The following is a 20907-nucleotide window of genomic DNA, read 5'->3' as shown; positions in this document are numbered from 1 at the left end:
GTTATGACGGCTCTCAATGACGCAGAGCGTGCCGCCATCCATCGGGATGCTGAAGGCAAGGGGCAGCGGGGCGCCAATCGCGCACTGCCGGCCCGCATCAAGGGGACTGCAGACGGAGCCGCCGGCCCCCGTTTCCCCAAGACGCCGGCGTGGTTGCCGTCGCGGCGCTTCATCGCCGCGGTCATCGCCATCGGCGGGATGCAGCTGCTCGCCACGATGGATAGCACGGTCGCGATCGTCGCCCTTCCCAAGATCCAGGACGAGCTGAGTCTCTCCGACGCCGGCCGTAGCTGGGTGATCACTGCCTATGTGCTGACGTTCGGCGGTCTGATGCTGCTCGGTGGGCGCCTCGGCGACGTCATCGGGCGCAAGCGGACCTTCGTCGTGGGCGTCGCTCTGTTCACCATCGCCTCGATCCTGTGCGGGCTGGCCTGGAACGAGGCGACCCTCGTCACCGCCCGGCTGCTGCAGGGCGTCGGTGCGGCGATCGCCTCGCCGACCGCCCTGGCACTGATCGCGACCACGTTCCCGAAGGGTCCCGCACGCAACGCCGCGACCGCGATCTTCGCCGCGATGACGGGCGTCGGCTCGGTGATGGGCCTGATCGTCGGCGGTGCGCTGACCGAGGTGTCCTGGCGCTGGGCGTTCCTGATCAACGTCCCCATCGGCCTGCTGATGATCCACCTGGCACGCACGACGCTGCGGGAGACCCACCGCGAGCGGCTCAAGCTCGACGCCGCCGGGGCGCTGCTGGCCACCCTGGGATGCACCGCAGCGGTGTTCGCGTTCTCCATGGGTCCCGAGGCCGGCTGGGCCTCGCCGATCACGATCGGATCGGGGATCACGGCCGCCGCCTGCCTGATCGCGTTCCTTTGGGTCGAGCGCACCGCCGAAAATCCGGTGGTCCCGTTCGAGCTGTTCCGCGACCGCAATCGCCTGGCCACGTTCGCGGCGATCTTCCTCGCCGGCGGCGTGATGTTCACCCTCACCGTGCTGATCGGGCTCTACGTGCAGGACATCATGGGCTACAGCGCGCTGAAGGCGGGCGTCGGGTTCATCCCGTTCGTCATCGCCCTGGGCATCGGCCTGGGTCTGTCGTCGGCGCTGGTGTCGAAGTTCCCGCCGCGCATCCTGGTCATCGGCGGCGGCGTCCTGGTGCTCGCGGCGATGCTCTACGGCTCGACGCTGGACGCGGGCATCCCGTACTTCCCCAACCTGGTCCTGCCGATCACGGTCGGCGGCTTCGGTATCGGCATGATCGTGGTGCCGCTGACGGTGTCGGCGATCGCCGGCGTCGGATTCGACCAGATCGGCCCCGTCTCGGCGATCGCGCTGATGCTGCAGAGCCTCGGCGGCCCGGTCGTGCTCGCGATCATCCAGGCGGTGATCACGTCACGCACGCTGTACCTCGGCGGCACCAACGGACCGGTCAAGGACATGAACGCCGCGCAGCTGCACGCCCTCGACCAGGGGTACACCTACGGTCTGCTGTGGGTGGCCGCGGTCGCGGTGATCGTCGGCGGTGCGGCGCTGTTCATCGGCTACACGGCCCAGCAGGTGGCACACGCGCAGGAAGTCAAGGACGCGATCGACGCCGGAGAGCTCTAGCTCGACATTCGGCCGGGGAGAGCTCTAGCTCGTCGCGATTTCGGTGTCGTTCGTCAACGGTTGCGTGACCAGCGACGCCGAAATCCCCCGGTAGGGTGGCTCACCATGTCCTCCCGGCCTCCGTTGGCGTCGTCGGTGCTGGGCATCGCGATCGTCGCGATCACCGGCATGCAGCTCATGTCGACGCTCGACGGCACCATCGTCATCGTCGCGCTGCCGCGGATGCAGGCCGAACTCGACCTCTCCGACGCCGGCAAGAGCTGGGTCATCACCGCGTACGTGCTGGCGTTCGGGGGTCTGCTGCTGCTCGGCGGCCGCATCGGCGACGCGATCGGCCACAAGCGGGCGTTCCTGTCCGGCGTCGGCGTGTTCACGATCGCCTCGCTGGTCTGCGGGCTGGCCACCGACGAAGCCACGCTGATCGTGGCCCGTGCGGTGCAGGGCACCGGCGCCGCGGTCGCCGCCCCCACCGGGCTGGCGCTCATCGCGACCACCTACGCCGTCGGGCAGCCGCGTAACCGCGCGCTCGCGGTGTCTGCGGCCATGCAGGCCACCGGCTCGGTGCTCGGCCTGGTCCTCGGCGGTGCGCTGACCGTGATCTCCTGGCGGCTGGCGTTCCTCATCAATGTCCCGATCGGGATCGCCATCATCGTGATCGCCTTCTTCCGGCTGGCCGAGACGCACCACGAGCGGCTCAAGCTCGACGTCACCGGCGCCTTGCTGGCGACGCTGGGCTGCACGTCGGCCGTGCTGATCTTCACGCAGGGCCCGGCGCTGGGCTGGACTTCTCCGTTCGTGATCGGGGCGGGCGTCGCCGCGGTCGCGTTCTTCGTGTCGTTCTTCGTCGTCGAGCGCTCCGCGGACCACCCGATCGTCCCGATGGAGGTGTTCGACAACCGCAACCGGGTGGCCACGTTCATCTCGCTGTTCCTGGCGGGCGGGGTGATGCTGAGCGCGACGGTGATGATCGGCCTGTACGTGCAGGACGTGATGGGGTACTCGGCGCTGCTCGCGGGGGTCTGCTTCATTCCGTTCGCGCTGGCGCTGGGCGTCGGCACGATCGTCGCGGCGCGGCTGGCCCCGTATGTCGCGCCCCGCTGGCTGATCCTCGGCGCCGGGCTGCTGGTGCCATGCGCGATGCTCTACGGCGCGACGCTCAACCGGGGCATCCCGTACGTCCCGGACCTGCTCGCTCCGCTGGTGGTCGGCGGCTTCGGCATCGGCGTGATCTCGGTGATCCTGCCGCTGTGCGCGGTCGCCGACGTCGGTCCGCGCGAGATCGGCCCCGTCTCGTCGATCACGCTGATGGTGCAGAATCTGGGCGGCCCGGTGGTCCTCGTGATGATCCAGGCCGTCCAGACGTCGCGCACCCTGTTCCTCGGCGGCACGACCGGGCCGGTCAAGGACATGACGTCGGCCCAATTGGATGCGCTCGACGCCGGCTACACGTACTCGCTGCTGTGGGTGGCGGGGGTGTCGGTGTTCGTCGGCGCCGCCGCGTTGTTCATCGGTTTCACCGCCCGGGACATCGCCGCGGCCCAGCACACCCGGGAGGCGGTCGAGGCCGGGGAGCTCTGAGCGCTCGCATAAGGTGGTCGGCTGTGATCACCCGCATGTCTGAGCTGTTCCTGCGCACCCTGCGCGACGATCCGGCCGACGCCGAAGTGGCCAGCCACAAGCTGCTCATCCGCGCCGGATACGTCCGCCCCGTCGGGCCCGGGTTGTACAGCTGGCTGCCCCTCGGGCTCAAGGTGCTGCGCAAGATCGAGGGCATCGTCCGCGACGAGATGAACGCCATTGGGGGACAGGAGATCCTGTTCCCCGCCCTGCTGCCGCGGGCGCCCTACGAGACCACCAACCGCTGGACCGAATACGGTGACACGCTGTTCCGGCTGCAGGACCGCCGCGACAACGACTACCTGCTGGGGCCCACCCACGAGGAGATGTTCACCCTCACCGTGAAGGGGGAGTACTCCTCGTACAAGGACTTCCCGCTGATCCTGTTCCAGATCCAGAACAAGTACCGCGACGAGGCCCGTCCGCGTGCCGGCATCCTGCGCGGACGCGAGTTCCTGATGAAGGACTCCTACTCGTTCGACATCGACGACGACGGTCTGAAGAACGCCTACCACGCGCATCGCGAGGCCTATCAGCGCATCTTCGCCCGCCTCGCGGTGCGCTACGTGATCGTGTCGGCGGTGTCCGGCGCGATGGGCGGCAGCGCGTCGGAGGAGTTCCTGGCCGAGAGCGAGGTCGGCGAGGACACCTATGTGCGGTGCGTCGAGTCCGGCTACGCCGCCAACGTCGAGGCCGTCATCACCGCGGTGCCCGAGGCCATCCCCTTCGACGGCCTGCCCGAGGCGACGGTCTACGAGACCGGGGACACGCCGACGATCGCGACGCTGGTCGAGTGGGCCAACGGCGCCGGCCTGGGCCGCACCGTCACCGCGGCGGACACGCTGAAGAACGTGCTGCTCAAGGTTCGTGCGCCCGGCGGCGAGTGGGAACTGCTCGCGGTGGGGGTGCCCGGCGATCGCGAGGTCGACGACAAGCGTCTCGGCGCGGCGCTCGAGCCGGCCGAGTACGCGATGCTCGACGACGCCGACTTCGCCAGGTACCCGTTCCTCAAGAAGGGGTACATCGGCCCGAAAGGCTTGCTGGCCAACGGGGTTCGCTATCTGGTCGATCCGCGAGTGGTCGACGGTACGGCGTGGATCACCGGTGCCGACGAGCTGGGCAAGCACGTCGTCGACCTCGTCGCGGGACGCGACTTCACCCCGGACGGCACCATCGAAGCCGCCGAGGTGCGCGAGGGCGACCCGTCGCCGGACGGCGCCGGTCCGCTGGTGGCGGCGCGCGGCATCGAGATCGGCCACGTCTTCCAACTGGGCCGCAAGTACGCCGACGCCTTCACCGCCGACGTCCTGGGCGAGGACGGCAAGCCGGTGCGGCTGACCATGGGCAGCTACGGCATCGGGGTGTCCCGGCTGGTCGCGGTGATCGCCGAGCAGCAGCACGACGAGCTCGGGCTGCGGTGGCCGGCCGCGGTGTCACCGTTCGACGTGCACGTCGTGATCGCCAACAAGGACGCCGAGGCGCGGGCCGGTGCGAACGAACTGGCCGCCGATCTGGACCGCCTCGGCGTCGACGTGCTGCTCGACGACCGGACGGCCTCGCCCGGAGTCAAGTTCAAGGACGCCGAGCTGCTCGGCGTTCCGTGGATCGTCGTCGTCGGCCGCGGCTGGGCCGACGGTGTGGTGGAACTGCGGGACCGGTTCAGCGGCGAGAAGCGCGACGTGGCCGTCGGATCGGCGGCCACGGAGATCCTGGCCGCGGTCGGCTGAGCGTCACTCCGCGCCGCCGGGGAACGCCACCGTGACCGTTGTCGCGCCCAGGACGCGCCGCCAGCGCGCCGCGGTGACCGCGGACTCGAGCATCGCCGCCACCCCGAACGCGCGGACCTTCTCGTCGGTCGCCTGCTCGACCACCGCCCGCCACGCGGTGGCCGTGTCCTCCTCCATCCGGACCGCGAGCGTGGCGGCCTGTCGCGGCGTGGCGACCTCCATCGGCATCGCGTAGCCGGCCGCGGGCAGCGGCACCGCGGCGCCCGCGTCCTCGAGCAGGGCGATGCCGGCTTCGCGGCGGGCGCGGTGTTCGGCCATCGTGTCGGCGACCAGGTCGTTGTCCTCGGGCGTGGAATGCGCTGACACCAGCCCGTATCCGTAGATGGAGGCGTGCTCGCCGGCGACGGCGTCGAACAGCGCGCCGGCGGCCGGATCGGTGGGGCGCGTGGTCGGGCTCGGCGAGGGCGAGGTCATCGCGCACCACCCGGGGAGGCCAGCGCGACGGTGTAGGCGGCCGTGCAGGACGCGGCGATCGAGGCGAGCAGACCCGCGCGATACCCGGACAGCGTCGCGGCGGCATGGGCTGCGCTGTCGGCCGAGGCGCGCAGCGAACCGATCACGTCGTCGGCCGTCGGCGCCGGTGCCGGCGGCACTCCCGCGGCGACGCTGGTCGACGTCGTGACCGACACACTGGTGGTCGGCGCGGGTTGGCCGGTCAACCGGACGATCTCGTCGGACAGCGCCGCAGCGTGTGCGGAGCGCTGCCCGGCCACCTGGGTGAGCGTCTGCGCGACGGATCCGCGCGCGGTGGCGGCGGCCTCGCCGGCCAGTCGGGCGTCGGCACGGGCCCGGTCCAGCGCGGTGGTGAGGTCGTCGAGGTCGGGCGGGGGAGGCGGGGAGCCGCAGCCGGCCGAGGTGGCGGCCGTCGCCGCGAGGACGGCCATCCCGACGAGCACCTCCCGGCGGCTGACGGTCGGCGGTCGGCTCGGCACGTGCAACATCCTGCCATTGGCGCGTAGCTCGGCCCGGAGCCGTCTTCGGCGACGCCCGCCCGCGCTCGCTGCTTTTCGTTATTTGGCCCGGCCGCGCTGGCGTATCGTGGAGACCCGGGTCGACCCAGTTCGAAGGACAACTCAAGACGAGGAGCTCACCGTGGCGGAGCGGTCTACGGGATTGCCGTCGCAACGACAGGTGATCGAATTGCTCGACGGGGAGTTCGCGCGCGCGGGATACGACATCGAGGACGTGCTGGTCGACGCGAGCGCACGGCCGCCGCGGGTGACGGTGGTCGCCGATGCCGACGGCGGGCTGGACCTCGACGCCGTCGCCGAACTGTCCCGGCTCGCCTCGGCCCTTCTCGACGAACTCGATTCGGCGCCCTACGTGCTGGAGGTCACCTCCCCGGGGGTCGACCGCCCGCTGACCACCGACAAGCACTTCCGTCGCGCGCGGGGCCGGCGCGTGGAACTGACGCTGAGCGACGGGTCGACGCTGACCGGGCGGTTGGGTGAACTGCGCGACGGCGTGGTCGGCCTGGTCGTCAAAGACGGTGCCCGCGGGGCGTTGAGCGTGCGTGACGTCGAACGTGACAGCATCACCAAAGCCGTTGTCCAGGTGGAGTTCTCGCCACCGAGTCCACGTGAGTTGGAGTTGGCGGGCCAAACCGGAAGAGAGACCTGAGCATGAACATCGACATGGCTGCGCTGCACGCGATCGAGGCTGACAAGGGAATCAGCGTCGACGTGGTCGTCGACACCATCAAATCGGCGCTGCTGACCGCCTACCGGCACACCGAAGGCCACGAGGCCGACGCCCGGATCGACGTCGACCGCAAGACCGGCGTGGTCCGGGTGATGGCCCGCCAGACCGACGCCGACGGCAACGTGTTGCACGAATGGGACGACACCCCAGAGGGTTTCGGTCGCATCGCGGCGACGACAGCGCGTCAGGTGATCCTGCAGCGGTTGCGCGATGCGGAGAACGAGAAGAACTACGGCGAGTTCTCGGCCCGCGAGGGCGACATCGTCGCCGGCGTCATCCAGCGCGACGCGCGCGCGAACGCCCGCGGGCTGGTCGTAGTGCGGATGGGCAGCGAGACCAAGGGGTCCGAGGGCGTCATCCCCGCCGCCGAACAGGTCCCGGGGGAGCGCTACGAGCACGGCGACCGGTTGCGCTGCTACGTGGTGGGGGTTTCCCGCGGCGCGCGCGAACCGCTGATCACGCTGTCGCGCACCCATCCGAACCTGGTCCGCAAGTTGTTCTCGCTGGAGGTGCCGGAGATCGCCGACGGTTCGGTCGAGATCGTCGCGGTGGCCCGGGAGGCGGGGCATCGCAGCAAGATCGCCGTGGTGTCGCGGGCGCCCGGCCTCAACGCCAAGGGCGCCTGCATCGGGCCGATGGGGCAGCGGGTGCGCAACGTGATGAGCGAGCTGTCCGGCGAGAAGATCGACATAATCGACTACGACGAGGACCCGGCGAAGTTCGTCGCCAATGCGCTGTCCCCGGCCAAGGTGGTGTCGGTGACGGTCATCGACGAGGCCGCGCGGGCGGCGCGGGTGATCGTGCCCGACTTCCAGCTCTCGCTGGCCATCGGCAAGGAAGGCCAGAACGCCCGGTTGGCCGCCCGGCTCACCGGATGGCGCATCGACATTCGCAGCGACACCCGCGGCGACGATGCCGAGCACGAGCGTCGGCCGGACGCGGCCCGCGGGGCCGTCGGCGAACGGTGACGGCGGCGCCGTCAACGGCGTTCGTCGCACCGGTTTTCCTCTCGGCGCCGTCGTGACGGTAGACTTCGGTGTGATCCAGCGCGAGACATCGGCTCGGACGCAGAAAAGCACCAACGACCCAGCTGAGGGCCCGGTGCGGACATGCATCGGATGCCGGAGACGAGAGCTGGCCGTCGATCTGCTTCGGGTTGTCGCTGTCGACGACGGAACCGGCCACCGCGCCGTGACCGTCGACGGGGCGAAGAGACTTCCGGGGCGGGGTGCCTGGCTGCATCCCGATCCGAAGTGTCTGAACGATGCGGTCCGGCGGCGGGCCTTCGGCCGAGCGCTCCGGATCACCGGTTCACCGGACATCACCGCGGTGATCGAACGTTTCGCCAACACCGAAGCGCTCGACACACCCGGGCAAGAGAACAGGTAGCGAAGAACATGAGCACACCGTGAAGTCCCGATGACCATGCGTCATAGCTAACCCGAGGCGCGGCGCCTACCACCGCTGTCGCCTCTCAGACAGGAGATGTAGTGGCAGGTAAGGCCCGCGTGCACGAGTTGGCGAAGGAACTCGGTGTCACAAGCAAGCAAGTACTGGCGCGACTGAGCGAACAAGGTGAGTTCGTCAAGTCGGCGTCGTCCACGGTGGAGGCGCCCGTCGCCCGCCGTCTTCGGGAATCGTTCGGCGGCTCCAAGCCCAGCGCCGAGCCCGTCAACAGCGGCGGTAACGGTTCACCCAAGCCCTCCGCGCCGCGCCCCGGTCCCAAGCCGTCGGCGCCCGTAGCGCAGCAGCCCGCGCCGGCTCCGGCTCCGGCGCCGGCGCCGCCCGCAGCGCCTGCCGCACCTCCGGCACCGGCAGCGCCGCCCGCAGCGGCCGCCCCGCCGGCAGCTGCGGCGACCCCCGCCGCTCCGGCGGCCCCGGCCCGTCCGGGTCCGACACCCGGGCCTCGTCCCGGCCCGGGCGCACCGCGTCCCGGTGCTCCCAAGCCCGCAGCGCGCACCCCGCGCGTCGGCAACAATCCGTTCTCGTCGCAGCAGCCGGTCGACCGGCCCATGCCCAGGCCTCAGGGTCCGGGTGGCGCCAGGCCCGGCCCCGGCGCCGGTGGACCCCGCCCCGGCGGCGGTCCGCGTCCGGGTGCCTCGCCGGGCAACATGCCTCCCCGCCCGCAGGGCGCCCGTCCCGGTGGCGGTCCCCGTCCCGGTGGCGGTCCGCGTCCCGGTGGTGGTCCCCGTCCGGCTCCCGGCGGCGTCGGTCGTCCCGGCGGCGGCGGCGGTGGCGGCGGCGGCAACTACCGCGGTGGCGGCGCAGGCGGTGGCGGCGCGGCAGCCGGCGGCTTCCGTGGCCGTCCCGGCGGCGGCGGCGGTGGCCGTCCCGGCCAGCGCGGTGGCGCGGCCGGTGCGTTCGGTCGTCCCGGCGGCGCCCCGAAGCGCGGCCGTAAGTCGAAGCGCGCGAAGAGGGCCGAATACGAGAACATGCAGGCCCCGGTCGTCGGTGGCGTGCGGTTGCCGCACGGCAACGGCGAGACCATCCGGCTGGCCCGCGGCGCGTCGCTGTCCGACTTCGCCGACAAGATCAACGCCAACCCGGCCTCGCTGGTGCAGGCGCTGTTCAACCTCGGCGAGATGGTCACGGCCACGCAGTCCGTCGGTGACGAGACCCTCGAGCTGCTCGGCAGCGAGATGAACTACGTCGTGCAGGTCGTGTCCCCGGAGGACGAGGACCGCGAGCTGCTGCAGTCCTTCGACCTGTCCTACGGCGAGGACGAGGGCGGCGAGGAGGACCTCGAGTTCCGGCCGCCGGTCGTCACCGTCATGGGTCACGTCGACCACGGCAAGACGCGACTGCTGGACACGATCCGTAACGCCACCGTCCGCGAGGGCGAGGCCGGCGGCATCACCCAGCACATCGGCGCCTACCAGGTCACGGTCGACCTCGACGGCAACGAGCGGCCCATCACCTTCATCGACACCCCGGGCCACGAGGCGTTCACCGCCATGCGTGCCCGTGGCGCCAAGGCCACCGACATCGCGATCCTGGTGGTGGCCGCCGACGACGGTGTCATGCCGCAGACGGTCGAAGCCGTGAACCACGCGCAGGCCGCTGACGTGCCGATCGTGGTGGCGGTCAACAAGATCGACAAGGAGGGCGCCGACCCGGCCAAGATCCGCGGTCAGCTCACCGAGTACGGCCTGGTGCCCGAGGAGTACGGCGGCGACACGATGTTCGTCGACATCTCCGCCAAGGCGGGCACCAACATCGACGCGCTGCTCGAGGCCGTCATCCTGACCGCCGACGCGTCGCTGGACCTGCGGGCCAACCCCGACATGGAGGCCCAGGGTGTGGCGATCGAGGCGCACCTCGACCGCGGCCGCGGCCCCGTCGCGACCGTGCTGATCCAGCGCGGCACGCTGCGGGTCGGCGACTCGGTGGTGGCCGGCGACGCCTACGGTCGTGTGCGCCGCATGGTCGACGAGCACGGCGAGGACGTGACCGAGGCGCTGCCGTCGCGTCCGGTTCAGGTGATCGGCTTCACGTCCGTCCCCGGCGCCGGCGACAACTTCCTCGTCGTCGACGAGGACCGCATCGCCCGCCAGATCGCCGACCGCCGCAGCGCGCGCAAGCGCAACGCGATGGCGGCCCGCAGCCGCAAGCGGATCAGCCTGGAGGACCTGGATTCGGCGCTGAAGGAAACCAGCCAGCTGAACCTGATCCTCAAGGGCGACAACGCCGGTACGGTCGAGGCGCTCGAGGAGGCCCTGCTGGGCATCCAGGTCGACGACGAGGTCGAGCTGCGTGTCATCGACCGCGGCGTCGGTGGCGTCACCGAGACCAACGTCAACCTGGCGTCGGCCTCGGATGCGATCATCATCGGCTTCAACGTCCGCGCTGAGGGCAAGGCCACCGAGCTGGCCAACCGCGAAGGTGTGGAGATCCGCTACTACTCGGTGATCTACCAGGCCATCGACGAGATCGAGAGCGCGCTCAAGGGCATGCTCAAGCCGATCTACGAGGAGAAGGAACTCGGCCGCGCCGAGATCCGGGCGATCTTCCGGTCGAGCAAGGTCGGCAACATCGCCGGTTGCCTCGTGCAGTCGGGCATCATGCGGCGCAACGCCAAGGCCCGTCTGCTGCGCGACAACGTGGTGGTGGCCGAAAACCTCACCATCTCGTCGCTCAAGCGGGAGAAGGACGACGCCACCGAGGTCCGCGAAGGCTACGAGTGTGGTCTGACGCTGACGTACTCCGACATCAAAGAGGGCGACGTCATCGAGACGTACGAGCTGGTCGAGAAGGAACGGGTGTAGTCGGTGGCCGATCCAGCGCGGGCCAGACGGCTCGCCAAGCGCATCGGCACCGTCGTCGCCTCGGCCATCGAGTTCGAGATCAAGGATCCCCCGCTGGCCTTCGTGACCGTCACGGACACGAAGGTCACGGGAGATCTGCACGACGCGACCGTGTTCTACACGGTGCGGGGCGACACGCTCGACGAGGAGCCGGACTACGCGGCGGCCGCGGCGGCGCTGGAGCGGGCCAAGGGCACGCTGCGCAGCAAGGTCGGCGCGGCCACCGGTGTCCGCTTCACCCCGACGCTGTCGTTCGTGCTCGACAAGGTGCCCGACACCGCGGCGCACATGGAGGAGCTGCTGGCGCGGGCCCGCGCCGCGGATGAGGATTTGGCGAGAGTTCGGCAAGGGGCCAAGCACGCCGGCGACGCCGACCCGTACCGTGTAACGGGGGTGGAGGACGACGGCCGGGGGCCAGACGAAGCGGACGCTGAGGACACGGGTGACTTCGACACGCTCGATGACAGATACGACGACTGACGCCCTGATGGCCGGTGTGCGCGCGGATGCCCGCGACGCCGCCGCGCTGCTGTCGTCGGCCCGCTCTGTCAGCGTGGTGTGCCACGTCCATCCCGACGCCGACACCATCGGTGCCGGTCTCGCACTCGCGCTGGTGCTGGACCGTGCCGGCAAGGCCGTCGAGGTCAGCTTCGCCGCGCCCGCCGAGTTGCCCGAGTCGCTGCGCTCGCTGCCCGGCTGCCATCTGCTGGTCGCGCCCGAGCAGCTGCGCCGCGACGCCGACCTGGTGGTCACCGTGGACATTCCCAGCGTGAACCGCCTCGGTTCGCTGGCCGACCTGGTCACGCCCGACCGGCGGGTCCTGGTCATCGACCATCACGCCTCCAACCACCTGTTCGGCAGTGCCAACTTCGTCGACGACTCGGCCGACTCGACGACGATGCTGATCGCCGAGTTGCTCGACGCGTGGGCCGAGCCGATCGACGAGGCCGTGGCGCACTGCCTGTACGCGGGCCTGACCACCGACACCGGCTCCTTCCGCTGGGCGAGCGCCCGCGCGCTGCGGCTGGCCGCCCGTCTGGTCGACCTCGGTGTGGACAACGCGGGCATCAGCCGCACGCTGATGGACACCCACCCGTTCGCGTGGCTGCCGATGCTGTCGCGGGTGCTGGGCTCTGCCCGCCTGGTGGCCGACGCAGCCGACGGGCAGGGGCTGGTCTACGCGGTGGTGCCCAACGACGAGTGGACCAGCGCGCGACCCGAAGAGGTCGAGAGCATCGTCGACATCGTGCGGACCACGCAGCAGGCCGAGGTGGCCGCGGTGTTCAAGGAGATCGAGCCGGCGCAGTGGTCGGTGTCGATGCGATCCAAGTCGCTCGACGTCGCGGCCGTCGCCGCGAGTTTCGGCGGAGGCGGTCACCGCCTGGCCGCCGGATATTCGGTGACCGGCAGTGCCGACGATGTCGTGACGGCGCTGCGCACGGTTCTTGGCTGACGCCGCCGGGGAGGCCGTCGCGCCGGCCACCAGCCGACGGATCGCCGCCCTGGCGTTTCCGGCGCTCGGAGTCCTCGCCGCCGAACCCCTGTACCTGCTGTTCGATCTCGCCGTGGTCGGCAGGCTCGGGGCGCTGAGTCTGGCCGGTCTGGCGATCGGCGCGCTGGTCATGGGCGTGCTCAGCTCCCAGCTGACGTTCCTGTCCTACGGCACCACGGCGCGGGCCGCCCGGTTCTACGGCGCCGGCGATCGCACCGCCGCGGTCGGGGAAGGCGTGCAGGCCACCTGGCTGGCGCTGGGGATCGGGCTGACCATTGTCGCGGCCGTGCAGCTCACAGCCGTTCCGCTGGTGTCGGCGCTGGCGGCCGGGGGCGACATCGCGGCGGCCGCGCTGCCGTGGGTCCGCATCGCGAGCCTGGCGGTGCCCGCGATTCTGGTGGCCGCCGCCGGGAACGGCTGGATGCGCGGCGTGCAGGACACGATGCGGCCGCTGCGCTACGTCGTCGTCGGCTTCGCCGTGGCCGCGGTGCTCTGTCCGACGCTGGTGTACGGCTGGTTCGGCGCGCCCGCCATGGGGCTAACGGGTTCTGCGGTGGCCAACGTGGTCGGTCAGTGGCTCGCGGCCGCGCTGTTCTTCCGGGCGTTGTTCGTCGAGCAGGTGCCGGTGAGACTGCGTCCCGCGGTGCTGCGTGCGCAGCTGGTGATGGGCCGCGACCTGGTGGTGCGCACGATGGCGTTCCAGGCGTGCTTCATCTCCGCCGGCGCGGTCGCCGCCCGGTTCGGCGCCGCGGCGGTGGCGGCCCACCAGGTGGTGCTGCAGCTGTGGAATTTCCTTGCCCTCGTGCTGGATTCACTGGCGATCGCGGCGCAGTCGCTGGTCGGCGCCGCGCTCGGGGCGGGTGAGCTCGCTCACGCCAAATCGGTGGCGTGGCGGGTCACGCTGTTCTCCACGGTGGCGGGCGCAGTGCTGGCAGCCACCTTCGCCCTCGGCTCGTCGGTGCTGCCCGCGGTGTTCACCGACGACCGCAGCGTGCTCGATCAGATCGCTGTGCCGTGGTGGTTCCTGGTGGCGCAGCTGCCGGTCGCCGGGGTGGTGTTCGCGCTGGACGGGGTGCTGCTCGGCGCGGGGGATGCCCGGTTCATGCGGACCGCGACGCTGGTGAGCGCGCTGGTGGGGTTCCTGCCGCTGATCTGGCTGTCGTTGGCGTTCGGGTGGGGGCTGCTGGGCATCTGGTCGGGGCTGAGCACCTTCATGGTGTTGCGTCTGGTGTTCGTGGGCTGGCGGGCGCTGTCGGGCCGCTGGCTGGTGCCCGGAACCCGCTGACCGCCCACAGGTCGCGCCGCCCGGCTCGATGTTCCGTGGTGCGCACGTCCGTCAGGCCTGCCGAACGGCACAGCGCGGCAAACGATTCCGCCTGCTGCGTCGTCCAGCCGTGGCTGGCGAAACCGGTGGCACCCGGTTGCACCTGCCGTTCGAGCACCAGCAGTCGGCCGCCCGGTGCCAGCACCCGCCGGATCTCCGCCAGGCCGCTGTCGACGTCGGGCCAGTGGTGCACGGTCGCCAGCGCCCACACGACCGTGGCGGCGCCGTCGGGAACCGGCAGCGACTCGGCACCGCCCTGCGCCCACGTGACGGTGGCCGCTGCGCGCGTGGCGGTGCGGGCGACCCGCAGCATGGACTCCGACGGGTCGACACCGGTGACACGGGCACCGGCCCGGGCAGCCGCGCGCACGGCGTTGCCGGCGCCGCAGCCGACGTCGACGACGGTGTCCGCCGGCCCGACGCCCGACAGCTCGGTCGCGAGCCGCGCAGTGTCACGACCCATGAGCAGGAACAGCCACGCGAAGAGGCTGCCCGTCAGGCCCGAGAAGCCGGGATGGTCGGCGTGATGGTTGACCGGAAGCGGTTGCTCATTCACCCCATCGACCCTGCCCCAGGAGCGCGGGATGTCAAGAAGTCAACGCACCTGGGTGCGGCCGCGTTCGATGACCCCGGCGCGGCTGGCCGCGATGTCCTCGCCGGACGTGGCCTTCATCCACTCCCGCGCCGAGGCCGCCTCCTGCCACAGCCCGGCACTGTTCTGCGCATCGTCGATCAGGTGATACGACCTCATCAGCGCCCGCACCGCCTTCTGGTTGTTGCCGACGATCGACGTGGCGATCTGGCGGGCGGTGTCGAGCAGCTGATCGTGCGGCACCACCTGGGTCACCAGGCCGGTGCGCAGCGCCTCGTCGGCCGACAGGTAATCCCCGGTCATGCTCATCCGCCGCGCCATGCCGACCCCGACCTTCTGGGGGAGCCGCACCGACAGACCCCACGTCGGCAGCAGCCCCACCCGGGCGTGGGTGTCGGCGAAGCGGGCGTTCTCCGAGGCGATCAGGATGTCGCAGTACAGCGCGATCTCGAGGCCCCCCGTCACCGCCGCGCCGTTGATGGCGCCGATCACCGGCTTGGACATCGGCGGCCACTTCGGCGAGATGTCCGGCAGCTCGGTGGTGTCGCCGAGCTCCTTGAGGTCCAGACCGGCGCAGAACACGGGGTCGGCGCCCGTGACGATCACGACGTCGACCGCGTCGTCGGCCTCCGCGTCACGCAGCGCGGTGTAGAACCGGCGGCGCAATTCCGCGGAGAGCGCGTTGCGCGCGGCGGGTCGGTTCAGCGTCAGCGTCCGGACGCGGTCGCGGGTGTCGATCAGCAGAACGTCCGGGGCGTTGGTCATCCGCTCACCGTATCGGCCCGCCGGAGCACGCCTATCGTGGAGGTCATGTGCCGAAACATCACCGAGTTGCGCGGTCTGGAGCCGGCAGCCACCGACGAGGAGATCGAGGCCGCGGCCCGCCAGTACGTGCGCAAGGTCAGCGGCATCACCCGTCCGTCCGGGGCCAACGTCGACGCGTTCGAGACCGCTGTCGCCGAGGTGACCGCCACCACGCAGCGGTTGCTCACCGATCTGCAGCCGCGCAGGCAGCCGCCGAAAACCGTTCCGCCGCTGCGTCGCCCCGAGGTGCGGGCGCGGCTGAGCCGGACGTGACCGCGACGCTGACCACGCCGGCGCTCAAGGAGTGGAGCGCGGTGGTGCACGCGTTGCTCGACGGCAGGCAGACCGTGCTGCTGCGCAAAGGCGGCATCCGCGAGAAACGCTTCGAGGTGGCGGCCTCGCGCTTCCTGCTGTTCCCGACGGTGGCGCACAGCCACCTCGAGCGGGTCCGGCCCGAGCATCGCAGCCTCATCGAGCCCGCCGCCGCGGACAGCACCGATGCCGAGATCGTCGTGCGTGCCGGTGCGCAGGTCGTCGATGCCGTCGAGGTGACCCGACCGGAGAATCTGGAATCGATTGAGCACCACCATATCTGGACTGCCGAATCGGTGCGCGAAGACCGGCTGGACTTCCGCCCGCGCCACCGGCTGACCGTGCTCGTCGTCTCGGCTGCCCCGCTCCTCGATCCGGTCCGGCTCACGCGCACCCCGGAGTACCGGGGCTGCACGAGTTGGGTGGACCTGCCGGTCTCACCGGCGTGGGGGACACCGGTGCACGACGATGCGGCGCTGGCCGACCTCGCCGCCCAGGTGCGCGGCTCAGTCGGCTGACGGCGGCTGCGGCCCTGCGGGCAGGATCAGCCGCGACTCCTCGCCGAGCGTGATCGTGTGCCGCTGCGTCGCGAATGTTTTTGCGCTGGTGAGGGGTTCACCGGTGCCGAGATTGCGCACGAACCGCGGATGCGACCCGCCCGCGACGAGCACCCGGATGCGGGAGCCGGCGGGGAACGTGTGGGCGACGGCGTCCAGCTCCACGCGCACCTTTCCCGAATCGGGGGCCGCCGCGAGGTAGCCGTCGCTCACGTTGCGGGAAGCGCCGTGCGCATCGACCTGGCTGATCCGCACGAACAGGTCGTTGTGCGGGTTGGCGCAGGTATGGGCCAGTTCCACCGTCGGCGTCCCGACGACATACAGGTCGGCTGCCAGCGGATCACCGGTGAACGTCAGCACGTCGGCGCGCCGGGCCAGCGCGGTGTCGTCACGGTAGCCGCCGACAGGGGAGAGAAGCCGGCCGCCGATGGTGGGTGTCGGATCGCCGGGGTTGTAGACGAACGTGGCGGTTCCGTCGTCGTCCGCGGTGTCGGCGAGCCGCCCGCCCGGGTTGAGATGGAGCACCCGTTCTGGCATCGCCGGCGGCCAGCTCGGCAGATCGAGCCAGCCGTCACCCTCGAGGTGGATGCGCACCGGCGCCGTCCGCACCGAGGGCGTACCGCCGAGGTGGGAGCCGAGCCAGTCCAGGGATTCGCGGATGGCCGTGGGTGCGGCCTTGGTCATCATGTGCGAGTGCGTCCAGGGCCCGATGGTCATCGCGACGTCCACGCCGCGCGAGCGCAGCCGCTCGTACTGCTCGAGGGTCTGCTCGAGGAACAGGTCCTGCCAGCCGCTGAGCAGCAGCACCGGGATCTCGGTGCGCTCGAGCGCGTCACGCAGATGCATGCGCTCCCAGAACGGATCGTCGCCGTGCGGGTGGTCGAGCCACGATTCGAACCACGGTGCCCCGTCGCCGAGCAGCGCGCGGCTGGCCTCGCCCAGCGGCAGACCGTGCGACGCCTCGGTCACCATGCGCTGCGCCCGCAGCTGGCGCAGCAGCACCCGGAACCGGCGCGGGTCCTCCTGATTGGCGACCAGGTCGCTCCACCCGAGGAAGTCGTTGAGCCCGAACGACCCTCGGCCCCAGCGCGGCCCCCGGACATCGTGCGGGCCGACGGTGATCACCGCGGCCTTGAGCTCCGGCGGGGGATCGGTGAGCAGCGCCCATTGGGTGAATCCCAGGTAGGACAGCCCCACGGTGCCGAACGAGCCGGTGAACCAGGGCTGCTCGCGCAGCCACGCCACGGTGTCGGCGCCGTCGTCGATCTCGTTGACCATCGGGTCGAAGTCTCCGCCCGAGCCGAAGGTGCCGCGCACGCTCTGCAGCACCACGTGATAGCCGCGGGCGGCATAGACCTCGCCGAACACCGCCGCGAACGGAAAGCGGCGGCCGTAGGGTCCGCGGACCAGCAGCGTGCCCGCCGGGGTGCCGGTGCGGGGCGCGTAGTGGTCGGCGATCAGGTCGACCCCGTCGCGCATCGGCACGCGCAGGCCGCGATGGACGTCGACCTCGGTGGTGGGCGGGGGAGTGTGCAGGAGGCCCGAGAGCCGCTGCATCAGGAAATGCTGGACGGTCACGCCTGCGAGGTTAGCGCTCAGTACTTGTAGAACGGGGCGAGCTCATGGGCGCGCTGCAGGTTGGTCTGCATGCAGTCCGGGTCGGGCTCGGAGTAGATCGGCGAATAGAACAGCGACTGCTGGATGAGGCCGTAGCTGGTCTTGAACGCGATCATGCAGGTGATCCACCAGCGGTTGTTCCAGTCCGTCGGCTTCATGATCCAGTACTGCGCCGCGCGATGGCCGTCGATGTCGAGCTCCACGGCGTCGGGCGGCAGCGTCTGCTCGTAGGTGCGCCACACGAACGCCTCGACCGCCATCTGGTAGTTACCGGCGTCGTAGTGGCACCGGAGGCTGTCCTCCGGGTCCGGCGGCGTGAACGCCAGGCCGATGCGCTGCACCACGTCCAGCGGGATGTCGCGGCACGGATCGAAGGGGTCCGGATCGGTGAGATCGAGCACGGGGGACTTGATCGTGGTCATCGGCGCGTCGGTCGACCGGAGCTCGACGGCGCCGGTGCCCAGGCGCACGTCCGGCTGGGCCTGCCACACCACGATCACCGCCGCGACCAGCGCACACAGTGCCGAGAGCAGTCGCACCTTGGCGAACATCGCACCCCTTTGTCCCGGTTCGTCCGTCGCGTCCCTGCCCGGAGTGTAACGGGCGGTGACGCGCCGCACGGCGAGAACTTAGAACCTGTTCTAGTTGCCGGACAGCCTCGCCGTCGGCGCCACCAGTAGGCTGACCGGTTGTGAGTTCCGAGGACCGACGCCCCACCCTGTGGGCGGTCAGTGATCTTCACACCGGGCACACCGGCAACAAACCGGTTACCGAGTCGCTGCACCCCGCCTCTCCCGACGACTGGCTGATCGTGGCCGGCGACGTCGCCGAGCGCACCGACGAGATCCGCTGGGCGCTCGACGTGCTGCGGAAGCGCTTCGCGAAGGTGATCTGGGTGCCGGGCAACCACGAGTTGTGGACCACCAACCGCGACCCGATGCAGATCTTCGGCAAGGCGCGCTACGACTACCTGGTCAACATGTGCGACGAGATGGGCATCGTCACGCCCGAGCATCCGTTCCCGGTGTGGACCGAGGAGGGCGGGCCGGCGACCATCGTGCCGATGTTCCTGCTCTACGACTACTCGTTCCTGCCCCAGGGCGCGGGAACGAAGGCCGAGGGCCTGGCGATCGCCAAGGACCGCAACATCGTCGGCACCGACGAGTACCTGCTGTCCGCCGAGCCGTACGCCACCCGCGACGCCTGGTGCCGGGACCGGGTGGCCTACACCCGCAAGCGGCTCGAAGACCTCGACTGGATGATGCCGACCATCCAGGTCAATCACTTCCCGATGGTGCGTGAACCCTGCGACGCGCTGTTCTATCCCGAGTTCGCCATGTGGTGCGGCACCACCGCCACCGCCGACTGGCACACCCGCTACAACGCCCTCTGCTCGGTGTACGGGCATCTGCACATCCCGCGCACCACCTGGTATGACGGGGTGCGCTTCGAAGAGGTGTCGGTCGGCTACCCGCGGGAGTGGCGCCGCCGGCGGCCCTACCGGTGGCTGCGCCAGATCCTGCCCGATCCGCAGTACAGCCCGGGCTACCTCAACGAGTTCGGCGGGCATTTCCAGATCACCCAGGAGATGCGCGACCACGCCGAGAAGATGCAGCAGCGGATCAGGGATCGGACGTGATCGCGGCGACGCTGCTCGCCGGGGTGCTGCCCGGCGAGCTCGATGCGCTGGCCGCGGCCGAATTGTATTCGGACCCGCGCGAATTGGCGCCGCTGCCCGAAGAGGAGCCACTGATCGCGAAGTCGGTGCCCAAGCGGCGCAACGAGTTCGTCACCGTGCGGTACTGCGCGCGCCAGGCGCTCGTGGAGCTGGGAGCGGACCCGGTGCCGATCCTCAAGGGGGAGAAGGGCGAGCCGTGCTGGCCCGACGGTTTCGTCGGCAGCCTCACCCACTGCGAGGGTTTCCGCGGAGCCGTCGTCGGGCGCCGCGGCGAGGTCCGCTCGGTGGGCATCGACGCCGAACCGCACGACGTCCTTCCGCAGGGGGTGCTCGACGCCATCAGCCTGCCCGCCGAGCGCGGTGAACTGCAGGCGCTGGGTGACGGCGTGCACTGGGACCGGGTCCTGTTCTGCGCCAAGGAGGCGACGTACAAGGCGTGGTTCCCGCTGACGCGGCGGTGGCTGGGCTTCGAGGACGCCCACATCACCTTTGATGCCGACTCTTCCGGGCAGGCGGGCACGTTCACCTCGACGATCCTGATCGACCCGGAGGCCCTGTCGGGGCCCCCGCTGACGTCGCTGACCGGGAGGTGGGCCGTCCGCAACGGGATCGCGTTGACCGGGATCGTGTTGTGAGTGCCCCGGGTCTGGTCGTCGTCGACAAGCCGTCGGGCCTGACCAGTCACGACGTCGTGGGCCGGTGCCGACGGCTCTTCGGCACCCGCAAGGTCGGGCACGCCGGAACTCTGGATCCGATGGCCACCGGTGTGCTGGTGGTCGGCATCGAGCGCGCCACCAAGATCCTCGGGCTGCTCACCGCGGCCGACAAGGGGTACACCGCCACCATCCGGCTGGGCCAGACCACCTCCACCGAGGACGCCGAAGGTGAACTGCTGCAGTCTGTTTCGGCGTCACAGGTGACCGACGGCGAGATCGAGGACGCGGTCGCGGCGTTGCGCGGGGACATCGCACAGATTCCGTCGTCGGTCAGCGCGATCAAGGTCGACGGGAAGCGCGCGTACGCATTGGTGCGGGAGGGCCACGACGTCGAACTGGCCGCCCGTCCGGTCCGGATCGACCGGTTCGACGTATCGGCTGTGCGTCGCGACGGCGACGTCACCGATGTCGACGTGGCGGTGGACTGCTCGAGCGGGACCTACATCCGCGCGCTGGCCCGCGACGTCGGTGCCGCGCTGGGCGTGGGCGGGCACCTGATCGCGTTGCGGCGCATCCGGGTCGGCCGCTTCGGTCTCGATCAGGCGCGCACGCTCGAGCAACTCGCGGAGGCGCCGACGCTGTCCTACACGCTCGACGAGGCGTGCCTGCAGGCGTTTCCGCGCCGCGACCTGACCGAGGACGAGGCGGTGGACGCCGGCCACGGCAGGCCGCTGGCGCCGGCGCACATCGACGGCCTGTATGCCGCGGTCGCGCCGGACGGCCGCGTGATGGCGCTGCTCGAGGACGCCGGATCGCGCACCCGTTCGGTGGTCGTGATCCGGCCGGCGACGCTGTGAC

At 70.7% G+C, this 20907-nt stretch carries 21 protein-coding genes; 15 read left to right on the top strand and 6 right to left on the bottom strand.

The features are described from left to right. The first annotated feature begins 3 nt into the window (after nt 1-3). The 3 genes from MCHLDSM_RS10475 (at nt 4) to MCHLDSM_RS10465 (ending at nt 4952) form a co-directional block, all read left to right on the top strand. Nucleotides 4-1608, top strand: coding sequence for an MFS transporter (locus MCHLDSM_RS10475; RefSeq protein WP_048469986.1), 1605 nt, complete (start codon nt 4-6; stop codon nt 1606-1608). 105 nt (nt 1609-1713) lie between these two features. Beyond that, nucleotides 1714-3186 carry an MFS transporter gene (locus MCHLDSM_RS10470; RefSeq protein WP_048469985.1) on the top strand — a complete coding sequence of 491 codons (1473 nt, stop codon included), beginning with the start codon at nt 1714-1716 and terminating at the stop codon, nt 3184-3186. Between the two features lie 23 nt (nt 3187-3209). Continuing rightward, nucleotides 3210-4952 (top strand): proline--tRNA ligase, encoded by a 1743-nt coding sequence (locus MCHLDSM_RS10465; RefSeq protein ID WP_048469984.1) that lies wholly within the window; start codon nt 3210-3212, stop codon nt 4950-4952. 3 nt (nt 4953-4955) lie between these two features. Here the strand turns inward: MCHLDSM_RS10465 and MCHLDSM_RS10460 are convergent, their stop codons facing one another. Together MCHLDSM_RS10460 and MCHLDSM_RS10455 are read right to left on the bottom strand one after the other, a co-directional pair. Next, a complete protein-coding gene (locus MCHLDSM_RS10460; RefSeq protein ID WP_048469983.1) occupies nt 4956-5426 on the bottom strand; it encodes a ferritin-like domain-containing protein in 471 nt (156 codons plus the stop codon). Further along, nucleotides 5423-5953, bottom strand: a complete 531-nt coding sequence (locus tag MCHLDSM_RS10455) for a hypothetical protein (protein WP_082168813.1) — start codon at nt 5951-5953, stop codon at nt 5423-5425. Before MCHLDSM_RS10455 ends, MCHLDSM_RS10460 begins: the two co-directional genes overlap by 4 nt. A 151-nt stretch (nt 5954-6104) precedes the next feature. Between MCHLDSM_RS10455 and rimP the strand changes: the two genes are divergently transcribed. From rimP to MCHLDSM_RS10420, 7 genes are all read left to right on the top strand, one after another. Beyond that, on the top strand, nt 6105-6632 hold the full coding sequence (gene rimP / locus MCHLDSM_RS10450) for a ribosome maturation factor RimP (protein ID WP_048469982.1): 528 nt from the start codon (nt 6105-6107) through the stop codon (nt 6630-6632). Between the two features lie 2 nt (nt 6633-6634). Beyond that, a complete protein-coding gene (nusA, locus tag MCHLDSM_RS10445; RefSeq protein ID WP_048417223.1) occupies nt 6635-7681 on the top strand; it encodes a transcription termination factor NusA in 1047 nt (348 codons plus the stop codon). Further along, a complete protein-coding gene (locus MCHLDSM_RS10440) occupies nt 7626-8102 on the top strand; it encodes a YlxR family protein (RefSeq protein WP_234713945.1) in 477 nt (158 codons plus the stop codon). Before nusA ends, MCHLDSM_RS10440 begins: the two co-directional genes overlap by 56 nt. Before the next feature lie 101 nt (nt 8103-8203). Beyond that, nucleotides 8204-10978, top strand: a complete 2775-nt coding sequence (gene infB, locus MCHLDSM_RS10435; protein ID WP_082168812.1) for a translation initiation factor IF-2 — start codon at nt 8204-8206, stop codon at nt 10976-10978. A 3-nt stretch (nt 10979-10981) separates the two neighbouring features. After that, entirely contained in the window at nt 10982-11497 is a 516-nt protein-coding gene (rbfA, locus tag MCHLDSM_RS10430) for a 30S ribosome-binding factor RbfA (RefSeq protein WP_048469981.1), read from the top strand. Then, nucleotides 11478-12470, top strand: a complete 993-nt coding sequence (locus MCHLDSM_RS10425) for a DHH family phosphoesterase (protein ID WP_048469980.1) — start codon at nt 11478-11480, stop codon at nt 12468-12470. The genes rbfA and MCHLDSM_RS10425 overlap by 20 nt, the downstream gene beginning before the upstream one ends. Beyond that, complete coding sequence (locus MCHLDSM_RS10420; protein WP_048469979.1) at nt 12463-13794, top strand: MATE family efflux transporter; 1332 nt, start codon at nt 12463-12465, stop codon at nt 13792-13794. Before MCHLDSM_RS10425 ends, MCHLDSM_RS10420 begins: the two co-directional genes overlap by 8 nt. Here MCHLDSM_RS10420 and MCHLDSM_RS10415 read toward each other — a convergent pair. Both MCHLDSM_RS10415 and MCHLDSM_RS10410 read right to left on the bottom strand, forming a co-directional pair. Next, nucleotides 13721-14389, bottom strand: coding sequence for a class I SAM-dependent methyltransferase (locus MCHLDSM_RS10415; RefSeq protein WP_048469978.1), 669 nt, complete (start codon nt 14387-14389; stop codon nt 13721-13723). The two genes, MCHLDSM_RS10420 and MCHLDSM_RS10415, sit on opposite strands and share 74 nt — an antisense overlap. 39 nt (nt 14390-14428) lie before the next feature. Next, nucleotides 14429-15190, bottom strand: coding sequence for an enoyl-CoA hydratase (locus tag MCHLDSM_RS10410; protein WP_048469977.1), 762 nt, complete (start codon nt 15188-15190; stop codon nt 14429-14431). A gap of 45 nt (nt 15191-15235) precedes the next feature. Here MCHLDSM_RS10410 and MCHLDSM_RS10405 point away from each other — a divergent pair, with 45 nt between their 5' ends. After that, nucleotides 15236-15502, top strand: coding sequence for a DUF2277 domain-containing protein (locus tag MCHLDSM_RS10405; RefSeq protein WP_048416785.1), 267 nt, complete (start codon nt 15236-15238; stop codon nt 15500-15502). A gap of 8 nt (nt 15503-15510) precedes the next feature. Beyond that, on the top strand, nt 15511-16059 hold the full coding sequence (locus MCHLDSM_RS10400) for a DUF1802 family protein (protein ID WP_234713955.1): 549 nt from the start codon (nt 15511-15513) through the stop codon (nt 16057-16059). Here MCHLDSM_RS10400 and MCHLDSM_RS10395 read toward each other — a convergent pair. After that, a complete protein-coding gene (locus MCHLDSM_RS10395; protein WP_048470279.1) occupies nt 16048-17655 on the bottom strand; it encodes a CocE/NonD family hydrolase in 1608 nt (535 codons plus the stop codon). The two genes, MCHLDSM_RS10400 and MCHLDSM_RS10395, sit on opposite strands and share 12 nt — an antisense overlap. Nucleotides 17656-17693: 38 nt before the next feature. Then, nucleotides 17694-18266, bottom strand: coding sequence for a DUF3558 domain-containing protein (locus MCHLDSM_RS10390; RefSeq protein ID WP_048469975.1), 573 nt, complete (start codon nt 18264-18266; stop codon nt 17694-17696). Nucleotides 18267-18406: 140 nt separating this feature from the next. Here MCHLDSM_RS10390 and MCHLDSM_RS10385 point away from each other — a divergent pair, with 140 nt between their 5' ends. The 3 genes from MCHLDSM_RS10385 to truB are packed head-to-tail and all read left to right on the top strand — an operon-like array spanning nt 18407 to nt 20906. Beyond that, a complete protein-coding gene (locus MCHLDSM_RS10385; protein WP_048469974.1) occupies nt 18407-19354 on the top strand; it encodes an ACP phosphodiesterase PptH in 948 nt (315 codons plus the stop codon). Next, nucleotides 19351-20028 carry a 4'-phosphopantetheinyl transferase PptT gene (gene pptT, locus MCHLDSM_RS10380; RefSeq protein WP_048416768.1) on the top strand — a complete coding sequence of 226 codons (678 nt, stop codon included), beginning with the start codon at nt 19351-19353 and terminating at the stop codon, nt 20026-20028. Before MCHLDSM_RS10385 ends, pptT begins: the two co-directional genes overlap by 4 nt. After that, complete coding sequence (gene truB, locus MCHLDSM_RS10375; RefSeq protein ID WP_048469973.1) at nt 20025-20906, top strand: tRNA pseudouridine(55) synthase TruB; 882 nt, start codon at nt 20025-20027, stop codon at nt 20904-20906. Before pptT ends, truB begins: the two co-directional genes overlap by 4 nt. The last annotated feature ends 1 nt before the right edge of the window (nt 20907 follow it).

Origin of the sequence: Mycolicibacterium chlorophenolicum (genome assembly GCF_001044235.1) — a bacterium.
GTDB lineage: Bacteria > Actinomycetota > Actinomycetes > Mycobacteriales > Mycobacteriaceae > Mycobacterium > Mycobacterium chlorophenolicum.
The sequence above is the reverse complement of the archived record's forward strand: the minus strand, read 5'-3'. Positions and strand labels throughout refer to the sequence as shown.

Coding starts and splice junctions, on each gene's coding strand:
- MCHLDSM_RS10475 (WP_048469986.1), top strand. CDS start 4: ATGACGGCTCTCAATGACGCAGAGCGTGCCGCCATCCATCGGGATGCT.
- MCHLDSM_RS10470 (WP_048469985.1), top strand. CDS start 1,714: ATGTCCTCCCGGCCTCCGTTGGCGTCGTCGGTGCTGGGCATCGCGATC.
- MCHLDSM_RS10460 (WP_048469983.1), bottom strand. CDS start 5,426: ATGACCTCGCCCTCGCCGAGCCCGACCACGCGCCCCACCGATCCGGCC.
- MCHLDSM_RS10455 (WP_082168813.1), bottom strand. CDS start 5,953: ATGTTGCACGTGCCGAGCCGACCGCCGACCGTCAGCCGCCGGGAGGTG.
- nusA (WP_048417223.1), top strand. CDS start 6,635: ATGAACATCGACATGGCTGCGCTGCACGCGATCGAGGCTGACAAGGGA.
- MCHLDSM_RS10440 (WP_234713945.1), top strand. CDS start 7,626: ATGCCGAGCACGAGCGTCGGCCGGACGCGGCCCGCGGGGCCGTCGGCG.
- MCHLDSM_RS10425 (WP_048469980.1), top strand. CDS start 11,478: ATGACAGATACGACGACTGACGCCCTGATGGCCGGTGTGCGCGCGGAT.
- MCHLDSM_RS10410 (WP_048469977.1), bottom strand. CDS start 15,190: ATGACCAACGCCCCGGACGTTCTGCTGATCGACACCCGCGACCGCGTC.
- MCHLDSM_RS10405 (WP_048416785.1), top strand. CDS start 15,236: ATGTGCCGAAACATCACCGAGTTGCGCGGTCTGGAGCCGGCAGCCACC.
- MCHLDSM_RS10395 (WP_048470279.1), bottom strand. CDS start 17,655: ATGCAGCGGCTCTCGGGCCTCCTGCACACTCCCCCGCCCACCACCGAG.
- MCHLDSM_RS10390 (WP_048469975.1), bottom strand. CDS start 18,266: ATGTTCGCCAAGGTGCGACTGCTCTCGGCACTGTGTGCGCTGGTCGCG.